This is a genomic window from Sporosarcina sp. ANT_H38, from assembly GCF_008369195.1.
Taxonomy (GTDB): Bacteria; Bacillota; Bacilli; order Bacillales_A; family Planococcaceae; genus Sporosarcina.
The window spans coordinates 486,109-497,419 of sequence record NZ_VOBC01000003.1; the positions used below are offsets into that span (position 1 = coordinate 486,109).

Annotated in this window: 8 protein-coding genes and 1 rRNA gene; 8 read left to right on the forward strand and 1 reads right to left on the reverse strand. The window is 40.7% G+C overall.

Annotated features, from left to right (window positions below):
- Window positions 1-8: 8 nt before the first annotated feature.
- Window positions 9-143 carry a 50S ribosomal protein L34 gene (gene rpmH / locus FQ087_RS17875; protein ID WP_149581938.1) on the reverse strand — a complete coding sequence of 45 codons (135 nt, stop codon included), beginning with the start codon at window positions 141-143 and terminating at the stop codon, window positions 9-11.
- A gap of 505 nt (window positions 144-648) precedes the next feature.
- Here rpmH and dnaA point away from each other — a divergent pair.
- The 8 genes from dnaA to FQ087_RS17915 form a co-directional block, all read left to right on the forward strand.
- On the forward strand, window positions 649-1,998 hold the full coding sequence (gene dnaA, locus FQ087_RS17880) for a chromosomal replication initiator protein DnaA (protein ID WP_149581939.1): 1,350 nt from the start codon (window positions 649-651) through the stop codon (window positions 1,996-1,998).
- Between the two features lie 171 nt (window positions 1,999-2,169).
- On the forward strand, window positions 2,170-3,306 hold the full coding sequence (gene dnaN, locus FQ087_RS17885; protein WP_149581940.1) for a DNA polymerase III subunit beta: 1,137 nt from the start codon (window positions 2,170-2,172) through the stop codon (window positions 3,304-3,306).
- Between the two features lie 99 nt (window positions 3,307-3,405).
- On the forward strand, window positions 3,406-3,645 hold the full coding sequence (yaaA, locus tag FQ087_RS17890; RefSeq protein ID WP_149581941.1) for a S4 domain-containing protein YaaA: 240 nt from the start codon (window positions 3,406-3,408) through the stop codon (window positions 3,643-3,645).
- Window positions 3,635-4,756: a DNA replication/repair protein RecF gene (gene recF / locus FQ087_RS17895; RefSeq protein ID WP_149581942.1), complete on the forward strand. Its 1,122-nt coding sequence runs from the start codon at window positions 3,635-3,637 to the stop codon at window positions 4,754-4,756. The genes yaaA and recF overlap by 11 nt, the downstream gene beginning before the upstream one ends.
- A 71-nt stretch (window positions 4,757-4,827) precedes the next feature.
- Window positions 4,828-6,759, forward strand: coding sequence for a DNA topoisomerase (ATP-hydrolyzing) subunit B (gene gyrB, locus FQ087_RS17900; RefSeq protein WP_149581977.1), 1,932 nt, complete (start codon window positions 4,828-4,830; stop codon window positions 6,757-6,759).
- A 238-nt stretch (window positions 6,760-6,997) separates the two neighbouring features.
- A complete protein-coding gene (gyrA, locus tag FQ087_RS17905; RefSeq protein ID WP_149581943.1) occupies window positions 6,998-9,544 on the forward strand; it encodes a DNA gyrase subunit A in 2,547 nt (848 codons plus the stop codon).
- Between the two features lie 133 nt (window positions 9,545-9,677).
- Window positions 9,678-10,781 (forward strand): HD-GYP domain-containing protein, encoded by a 1,104-nt coding sequence (locus FQ087_RS17910; RefSeq protein ID WP_149581944.1) that lies wholly within the window; start codon window positions 9,678-9,680, stop codon window positions 10,779-10,781.
- Between the two features lie 458 nt (window positions 10,782-11,239).
- A 16S ribosomal RNA gene (locus FQ087_RS17915) occupies window positions 11,240-11,311 on the forward strand; the annotation flags it as partial.

Below are 11,311 nucleotides of genomic sequence, written 5' to 3' on the forward strand. Positions count from 1 at the left end.
CAGTGGCCTTATGCTGATAGGACTTTTCTTCCTTTGCGACGACGAGCTGCAAGAATTCTGCGTCCGCTTTTCGAGCTCATTCTTTCACGAAAACCGTGAACTTTACTACGCTTACGTTTATTTGGTTGGTAAGTACGTTTCATCTTTAAGACACCTCCTGCATTGATTGTCTATTTATTGCTGTGACAGTCTAGATTAGTATATCGGATTTCCATGGTAAAAGTCAACCCTTTCCTATTCAACGGTAATTTAGGCTATTATAGTTTATCGAATTTCACCCAAATAAGTTATCCACCGTTTCCATCACTTCTTTTCAATAGCGATGTGGATAGTCTTTTTCGGGATTTTTTTATGCACAATGCTTATCGACACCTTCCCAACATACTAAGACCTGTGGATAAATATTATATCCACATCTGCTCGCACTGTGGATAAGGCTCGAGAGTCCTTGTAATCGATAGCATTTCCTGTTACAATGAGATGAATTTGTTGTGCACATAATTTTATAGCAATTTTCTTATCCACAGTTGTTAATACATTGTGGATAATTTTTTCAACATTTTTGCATAATTGTTATCCACACGGTGGAAAACTGTGTATAATACATATCCTCGGGTTTTTTATTTTCATTGCAAAGGAGGCACACGTTTGGAACACTTAGAAGAATTATGGATGGAAGTTTTGTCGAAGGTTGAGCAGAAGATTTCAAGACCCAGTTTTGAAACTTGGCTTAAGGCGACAAAATTGATGTCTTATGGCGAAGAGAATGTCACCATAGCTGCACCTAACTCATTTGCCAAAGATTGGCTTGAAAATCACTATGTACATCTTATAACAGGAATTCTATCCGAATTGACTGGTGAAGACCGGATCATTCAGTTTGTTGTCCCTAAAAACATGGAAGAAAATGATTTCATGTTACCTAAACCCACTGTGAAACCAATAGAAAAGGTTCCAGTAACATCGGCACCTGGAATGCTCAATCTAAAATATACGTTCGACACGTTCGTCATTGGTTCAGGAAACCGTTTTGCCCATGCAGCATCACTTGCTGTTGCTGAAGCACCGGCAAAAGCCTATAATCCGCTGTTTATCTATGGGGGCGTCGGGCTCGGAAAAACACACTTAATGCATGCAATTGGTCACTATGTACTCGAACAGAACCCATCAGCAAAAGTCATGTATCTTTCATCAGAGAAGTTTACGAATGAATTTATCAACTCAATTCGCGATAATAAAGCAGTCGAATTCCGTAATCGTTATCGGAATGTAGACGTGCTCCTAATAGATGATATTCAATTCCTTGCTGGAAAAGAACAAACGCAAGAAGAGTTTTTCCATACATTCAATACGCTTCACGAGGAATCGAAACAGATTGTCATTTCAAGTGACCGACCTCCAAAAGAGATCCCTACCCTTGAAGACAGGCTTAGATCACGCTTTGAGTGGGGTCTTATTACAGATATAGCACCTCCGGACTTGGAAACGCGCATTGCAATTTTACGTAAAAAGGCAAAAGCGGATGGCCTCGTTGATATTCCAAATGAAGTCATGCTGTACATTGCCAACCAAATTGATTCAAACATACGTGAACTAGAAGGGGCTCTTATACGCGTTGTTGCCTATTCATCACTCGTTAATTCAGATATCAATACAGATCTTGCTGCGGAGGCATTGAAAGATATCATTCCAAATTCGAGACCTCGGACTGTAACGATTCTCGACATCAAAAAAGCAGTCGGAGACCACTTTGATATACGTCTAGAAGATTTCACTGCAAAGAAAAGAACTAGAGCGATCGCATTTCCTCGACAAATTGCCATGTTCCTTTCCAGAGAACTCACCGATTTCTCCCTACCTAAAATCGGATCTGAATTTGGTGGACGAGATCATTCAACTGTTATTCATGCGCATGAGAAGATTAGACAAATGTTAAAAGACGATCAATCTCTGCAACAAGATGTTCAAGATATTCGTAATGTTCTTGGCAGAGGTTAACACTGTGCATAACATATAATAAGAGGTGCACACCTACAAACACGTTATACACATGTGGAAAACGTGTAGGCGTCAAGGGAAAATGGACTTACCCACATATCCACAGCCCCTACTACTATTACTACTACTTTATTAATCATTAATAATATATATACTAAGCGAGGGTACAGAATGAAATTTGAAATTATGAGAGACAAGCTGCTTGATGGATTAAGCGATGTTATGAAAGCTATCAGTCAAAAAGTTGCAACTCCGATTTTGACTGGTATCAAAATCGAAGTGAATGAAAGTGGAGTCACATTAACAGGAAGTGATTCTGATATTACTATTTGTACATTCATTCCAGCCGAAGATAATGGCGAACAAATTATACGCGTTGTCGAAAAAGGTAGTATCGTACTACAAGCAAAAGTTTTTAGTGAGATCGTACGTAAACTCCCAACGAATCAAGTAATAATTGAAGTTGCGAATGGACTCCAAACACATATTCAATCTGGTAAGTCTGAATTCCATCTAATTGGATTAGATCCGGAAGACTATCCGATTCTTCCAGAAGTAAAAGATGAATATCTATTTTCATTGCCATCGGATCTGATGAAATCAATCATTCGTGAAACAGTTTTTGCCGTGTCTCAACAAGAAACTAGACCGGTATTAACAGGAGTCCTATGGGAAGCGAAAGATGGTGGACTCGCCTGTATCGCTACTGACAGTCATAGATTGGCAAGAAGACTGACGATACCTGAAGAAATGCCAGACGTTCCGTTCAGTGTAGTTATCCCCGGAAAAAGTCTTCAAGAATTGAATAAAATTTTGCCTGATAACGGTGAACTTGTGGATATCGTCATTGCAGATCAACAAGTGTTATTCAAAACACGTGGCGTGTTATTTTATTCGCGTCTGCTAGAAGGTAATTATCCTGATACTTCCCGTCTTATCCCGTTAGAATATAAAACGTCGGTGACGGTGAATGGTCGCCTTCTTCTTCAGGCAATTGACAGGGCTTCGCTCCTTGCACGCGAAGAACGGAATAATATTGTTCGTTTCTCCGCCAATGAAGGAAAAGTCATTGAAATCTCTTCTAATTCACCTGAAGTAGGTAAGGTAGAGGAATTGGTAGAGGCAATTGGCGTGATTGGAGAAGAATTGAACATCTCATTCAGTGCTAAATATATGATGGATGCATTGAAAGCAATTGATGGGCAAGACATAACCATTCAATTTACAGGAGCTATGCGACCTTTCATCTTGAAATCGGTTGATGACGATTCAATCTTGCAACTTATTCTCCCTGTACGGACATACTGAATCTCGAAGGATAGTCACTTATTTGACTATCCTTTTTACTTACTGCCGAAAGTCAGCTAAAATAGAAAGACAGACTAACTTGCGAAAGGTTGAGACCCCATGGAAAATCTTACAATCGATACAGAGTTCATCACTCTAGGACAATTATTAAAAATGACAAATACAATCAGTTCAGGCGGTATGGCTAAATGGTTTTTGGATGAATACATTGTCTACGTCAATGGTGAGGAGGAACAACGACGAGGTAAAAAGCTTCGTGACGGAGATGTTGTTAAGATTCCCAATGTCGGCACATATAAAGTAATTGAACTACACGACGGTCAAACGGATGCATATTGAACGACTTGCATTAACGGATTACCGGAATTATGGATCACTCGACCTCTCATTTTCTCCAAATATTAATGTGTTAATTGGTGAAAATGCTCAAGGAAAAACTAACATCATGGAAGCAATTTACGTTCTATCTATGGCAAAATCGCATAGAACTTCGAATGATCGTGAATTAATACGCTGGGACCAAGAATATGGTAAAATAGAAGGGGACATAAAACGTAAATATGGACGACTGCCATTAGAATTGACCATTTCAAAAAAAGGCAAGAAAGCGCGTGTCAATCATCTTGAACAGAAACGTCTTAGCTTGTACATTGGTCAATTGAATGTTGTCATGTTTGCCCCCGAAGATTTAAATCTTGTAAAAGGTAGCCCCCAGGTGAGAAGACGATTTTTAGATATGGAAATCGGCCAAATTTCCCCAACCTATTTACATGATCTTTTAACATTTCAAAAAGTACTTAAACAGCGTAATGCTATCTTAAAAGACAATAGGGGAAAATTAAATCTTAACGATGTCATGTTTGATATTTATACAGAGCAGTATATTCAAGTAGCCGTCCAGATTATTCGTAAAAGGTTTTATTTCATGGAACTTTTACAAAAATGGGCAGAACCAATTCATAATGGAATCTCTCGCGGCATTGAAACTCTTCAAGTTTCTTATGGGACACTAAAAGAGCTTGATTCCGGACAGACTGTGGAACAAATGCAGTCGATACTCGGTCAACGATTACTTGAAGCGAGACGCCGTGAACTAGATCGCGGTATGACCCTGATAGGACCACATAGAGATGATCTTCATTTTTTCGTTAACGGGTACGATATACAAACGTATGGATCGCAGGGGCAGCAGCGGACAACGGCGCTGTCCCTTAAACTTGCGGAAATAGAACTTGTAAAGCAAGAAGTTGGAGAAGCACCCGTCCTGCTTCTTGATGATGTCTTGTCTGAACTTGATGATTACCGGCAATCACACCTTTTGAACACAATTCAAGGGGAAGTGCAAACAATCGTCACGACGACGAACGTAGCAGGGATTGACCACGAAACAATTCGTCAGGCAAACATATTCGAAGTTGCAGCAGGTGAAGTGGCTAAGAAAGAGGATTGACTTATCCCTTAAAATAGACACTGGCAATACAAATGTTAGACGTTCGGAAAGGGAAGGTGAACAGTTTGGCAATGGAAGAGAAAGATATGCAGGTGGCATATGATGAAAATCAAATCCAAGTCTTAGAAGGACTGGAAGCTGTCCGCAAACGTCCAGGTATGTATATCGGGACAACAAGTTCTAGAGGACTTCACCATCTTGTATGGGAAATTGTTGACAATAGTATTGACGAAGCACTAGCAGGCTACTGCGACCATATCGAAGTGACGATAGAAAAGGATGATTGGGTCCGAGTCGATGATAATGGTCGCGGCATTCCAGTTGGTACTCAGGAATCCACGGGTCGACCTGCTGTGGAAGTTATTATGACTGTACTTCACGCTGGAGGTAAATTTGGCGGTGGAGGCTATAAAGTTTCTGGTGGTTTGCACGGAGTTGGTGCATCTGTCGTGAATGCACTATCCGAAAAGACTGAAGTCTATGTTAGACGTGACGGAGAAGTTCATTTCATCGAGTTTGAACGTGGTGCTGTGTCAAAAGAACTTTGTGTAATCGGTAAAACTGATGAAACTGATAAAACTGGAACAAGAATCCGTTTTAAGGCAGACCCGGAAATATTCACAGAAACAACAGTATATGAGTATGAGATTTTGGCAAACCGTCTTCGTGAGCTTGCATATCTAAACCGTGGTCTGCGGATTACGATTACTGATGAGCGCGGCGAAGAAGAACGGAGCGACATCTATTACTACGAAGGCGGCATCAAGTCGTACGTCGAACACTTGAATAAAAACAAAGAACCTATTCATGATGAACCAATTTACCTTGAAGGTGAAAAAGACGGAATTTCGATTGAAATCGCTATGCAATATAATAGCGGTTATGCAGAAAATCTGTTTTCATTCGCCAACAATATCAATACCTACGAGGGCGGTACACATGAATCAGGCTTTAAGACAGCACTGACACGCGTTATTAACGATTATTCTCGTAAGAACGGCGTGCTGAAAGAGGCTGATCCGAATTTGTCCGGTGATGACGTACGTGAAGGATTAACGGCCATCATTTCGATTAAACACCCGGATCCGCAGTTTGAGGGACAGACGAAGACAAAACTGGGTAACTCTGAAGTTAGTACGATCACTAACTCATTGTTTTCAGAAGGATTCCAACGATTCTTGCTTGAAAATCCGACAACGGCACGTCAAATCATTGATAAAAGTCTTATGGCAGCACGGGCACGTCTTGCTGCAAAAAATGCGCGTGAATTCACACGCCGGAAATCAGTGCTTGAAGTATCTAGTCTTCCGGGGAAACTGGCAGACTGTTCCTCACGTGACCCAGCTATAAGTGAACTGTATATCGTTGAAGGTGACTCGGCGGGCGGTTCAGCTAAAATGGGACGCGACCGTCACTTCCAAGCAATTCTTCCGCTTCGAGGAAAAATCTTGAACGTTGAAAAAGCACGTCTTGACCGTATTTTAGGTAACTTAGAAATCCGTGCAATGATTACGGCACTTGGTACAGGTATCGGAGAAGAATTCGATCTTTCAAAAGCACGCTATCATAAACTTGTTATTATGACCGATGCCGATGTCGACGGTGCACATATTCGTACTCTTCTTTTAACCTTCTTCTTCCGATTCATGCGGCCACTTATCGAAGCAGGCTATGTTTACATTGCCCAACCGCCTCTTTACCGTGTAAAACAAGGGAAAACTGAAGAGTATTGCTACACAGAGGAAGAGCTTCAAGAAATCTTCAGCCGGCTTTCACCGATGCCGAAACCAGTCATTACCCGCTATAAAGGATTAGGGGAAATGGATGCAACACAACTATGGGATACTACAATGGATCCTGATCAGCGTACACTCCTACAAGTTCATCTTGAAGATGCGTTTGACGCTGATTCGACATTCCAGCAACTTATGGGAGACGAAGTCGAACCACGGCGCAAATTTATAGAAGAGAATGCAATGTATGTGAAAAATATAGATACGTGATTGATTAGTTGAAATGAAAAAACGCTATATATTGAACAAATGAATACCTATAAAAACTGAGTGAAGGCGCCTTACAGAGGATAGCCAAAACCCTAAGACTTGTGGCGCAAGTTGCTTGGCTTAGGATGGGAGGAATCCCGTAGCGAATTCAATGGGATTCTTTTATTTCAACATGTATACTCAGGTAATTGAACTATCTTTTCTTAAGGATTTTTGAGTTGAAAGGAGCCTAACAAACATGGCAGATATGCCGCAACGTGGTGTTAAGGGGATTAACATTAGTACAGAAATGAAGACATCGTTTCTTGATTATGCAATGAGTGTCATCGTTTCACGTGCGCTCCCCGATGTGAGGGATGGTTTAAAGCCGGTCCATCGCCGTATTCTATATGCAATGCAGGATCTCGGAAATACCGCTGATAAACCGCATAAGAAATCCGCACGTATTGTCGGAGACGTCATCGGTAAGTATCATCCTCATGGCGATAGTGCTGTATATGACACGATGGTACGGATGGCTCAGGATTTCAACTACCGTTACATGCTTGTCGACGGTCATGGTAACTTTGGTTCTGTCGATGGTGATGGTGCAGCTGCAATGCGGTATACGGAATCTCGTATGTCGCGTATTGCAATGGAACTTCTCCGGGACATTAATAAAGACACTGTTGATTACCAAGATAACTATGATGGACAAGAGAGAGAGCCGATCGTTCTCCCAAGCCGATATCCGAACTTACTCGTCAACGGGACAACTGGAATTGCGGTAGGAATGGCCACGAATATTCCTCCACATCATCTTGGAGAAACAATTGATGCTGTCCTTGCACTTGCTGACAATCCTGCGATTACAACCGAAGAATTGCTGGAAATTATCCCTGGGCCAGACTTTCCAACTGGCGGGATCATTCTTGGTCGTAGCGGAATCAGAAGAGCTTATGAAACAGGACGGGGTTCAGTTATCATTCGCGGTAGAGTCGAAATTGAACAGCAGTCAAATGGCAGGGAAACAATCCTTGTACATGAGTTGCCATTCCAGGTAAACAAGGCACGCCTGATTGAAAAAATTGCTGAACTAGTACGTGAAAAGAAAATTGATGGTATTACTGACCTGCGCGATGAATCGGATCGTACCGGCATGCGAATAGTCATGGAAGTACGTCGTGACGCAAATGCAAACGTACTGTTAAACAATCTGTATAAACAAACAGCATTGCAATCTAGCTTCGGTGTCAACATGTTAGCGCTCGTTGATGGTCAACCAAAAGTCCTCGCATTAAAGGAAATTTTGTTCCATTACCTTGAACACCAAAAAGTTGTCATCCGTAGACGTACTCAGTACGACTTGAAAAAAGCAGAAGATCGCGCTCATATTTTAGAAGGTCTACGTATAGCACTTGATAATATTGATAGAATCATCGCCCTTATTCGTGGATCTAAAACAACAGATGAAGCGAAAACAGGATTGATGGATCAATTTAACTTATCTGATCGTCAAGCGCAGGCTATCCTTGATATGCGACTTCAACGTTTGACAGGGCTTGAGCGTGACAAAATTGAAAGTGAATATGAAGCATTGCAACTCCTTATGTCAGAACTCCGTGCGATTCTTGCAGATGAATCAAAACTGCTTGAGATTATTCGTGAGGAATTGCTTGAAGTGAAAATTCGTTTTGAAGATAAACGCAGAACGGAAATTACACTGGGTGGGGCTGAAATGTTCGAGGATGAAGATCTTATCCCAGTTGAAAACTCAGTATTAACACTTACACATAATGGTTACATCAAACGTTTGCCTGCTAATACGTACCGCAGTCAGCGTCGTGGTGGTCGCGGTATACAAGGGATGGGCACGAATGACGATGACTTCGTTGAACATTTATTGAATACGTCGACGCACGATACTATCTTATTCTTCACAAGCAGAGGACGGGTATTCCGTACGAAAGGCTATCAAGTACCTGAATATAGTCGGACTGCAAAAGGATTACCTATTATTAATTTGTTAGGTGTCGATAAAGATGAGAAAGTAACAGCCATGATTCCTGTAGATGTATTTGAGGATGACAAATACTTATTCTTCTCAACTCGTAACGGAATTGTTAAACGTACACCTGTTTCCGAATTTGCTAATATCCGTTCAAATGGATTGATTGCACTTACCCTTCGAGGTGATGATGAACTCATTGGCGTCAAAATGACTAAAGGCGATGAGAATATTTCCATTGGTACAAAGGATGGTATGTTAATCAAGTTCAATGAGACAGATATTCGTTCTATGGGTCGGATAGCGGGCGGAGTCCGTGGTATCCGTCTAAGAGAAGGCGATATTGTAATCGGTATGGATACGGTGAATGAAGGAGACGAAATCCTAGTCGTTACAGAAAAAGGATTCGGAAAACGTACGCCTGAAGTTGAATATCGTATTCAAACACGCGGCGGGTATGGTCTGAAGACGCTTAATGTAACAGAGCGCAACGGTCTTCTCGTTGCGATGAAGACAGTGGATGGTACTGAAGATTTAATGCTTATCACTATACATGGCATCCTGATCCGTATGGACATCGATGACATTTCTGTTATTGGACGCAGTACGCAGGGAGTACGTTTAATCCGCCTAGGAGAAGATGAACTTGTTGCAACTGTTGCAAAAGTGGTGAAAGAAGAAGAAGAAGAAGAAGAACTCAACGACAGTAATGTTGAAGAGAAAGAAGTCCCTTCTGAAAATAATGAAGACCACGAATTATCTTCTGATGAGGAAAACGACGAAGATAGCGAGTCTTAAGTAAAGAGGTTATTGAAATGGGTTAAATACCTATTTCAATAACCTTTTTTTTACACCGCTTATTATCTTATCGTTTAATTTAAATAGTTAGAGTATGATAGAAAGAACTATAAGGTGAAAGTGGGTATCATTGATGACGGAAATCTTTGTTAAAACAAGTGATCTGCGCCCGGGAATAATTGCAAGTGAAAACATATTCGTAAATACTATCTATCCTATTCTAAGAAAAGATACAGAGCTCTCACTAGAGCATATAAATGTTTTAAATGCATTCGGAGTGAAAAGGGTAAAAGTCGAAGAACGTCTTGTCGTCAAAAGAGAAGATGCATATGATGATAACGAAGGTCCAGTGGATCCCGATGAAGTGCTCGCGAAAATACCAATAAAAAAGTCAGATTTGCAAACACGATACATTGATGCGGTTCATAACTATAAAAAGGAGTTTTTCGGCTGGCGAGCAGGTGTACGTCCGGATATAGCAAAGGTTCGTTCTATAGTAATACCTCTATTAGAGACGTTTATTGAGCAGAAAAAAATGTTACTATTATTAAACGGGTTTTCAAATATTAAAGACTACACATATCATCATTCAATGGGTGTCGGAATACTGGCTTCTGCCATCAGCAGACAAATGGGATTCCCAAAAGGACAAACCTTACAGCTTGGACTTGCCGGCGCACTTGCAGATTGTGGAATGGCTAAAATTGATGTGGCGGTTACGGAAAAAGCAGCATACCTTACAAAGGATGAATTCCATGAGGTAAAGCAACATACTTTGTATAGTTATCAAATGATTCAAGATACACCCCTTTTGCGACAAGAAATGAAATTGGCAATCTTCCAGCACCATGAGCGTCTTGACGGTAGCGGATATCCACGCGGGGAGAAAGTAAATCAAATTTCCGTGTTTTCACAAATATTAGCAGTTGCAGATGTCTTCCACGCCATGACATCAGAACGGATACATCGTTCAAAGCAGTCTCCGTTTAAAGTAATAGAGATGATAAGAGAAGAAGAGTTTGGGAAGTTTGATATTAAAGTTGTCCAGGCATTGCATGATCTTGTGGGAAATATTTCTATTGGTACAAAGGTTCTACTGACTAATGGAGAGGTGGGGGAAGTTATATTCGTTCACCGTGATGCAAGATTACGTCCAATGGTAAAGAAAAGTGTGGATGGATCTATATTTGATCTCACCACAAATCGTCATATTGCAATAGAAAAGGTATTGGAATAGAAGACTTTTTTCATATGTAATAGTAAAAAGGCTTGAAATGGCGCATCCTTGAGCTTTTGAAAGTGAAATGAAAACTATTTTGGAATAAGTCTTGCGTTTTGTAAGATAGAATGATATATTTATAAACGTTGCGTTTCCGATATATTAATAACGACAAAAAAGAAATTGAATTTAGTTGTTGACACGGACGAAACGAAATGTTATGATATAAAAGTTGTCACCGAAACAACGACAACAAATAAAATGAGGAATGCAAGTTGATTCTTCCTACATGAACCTTGAAAACTGAACAGCAAAACATCAATGAAATACAGCGAGAGTGCTAACGCACTTAAGCAAAACGTTTCTAGTAAGTCGGCTTTGGTCGGACGAAAAAAACACACACTAGAATCTTCGGATTCGGGGGAGGAATTTGATTCCTCCTTAGTCAGCAAGAAATGAGCTATTCATTTTCTTCTATTATGGAGAGTTTGATCCTGGCTCAGGACGAACGCTGGCGGCATGCCTAATACATGCAAGTCGAGCGGAAT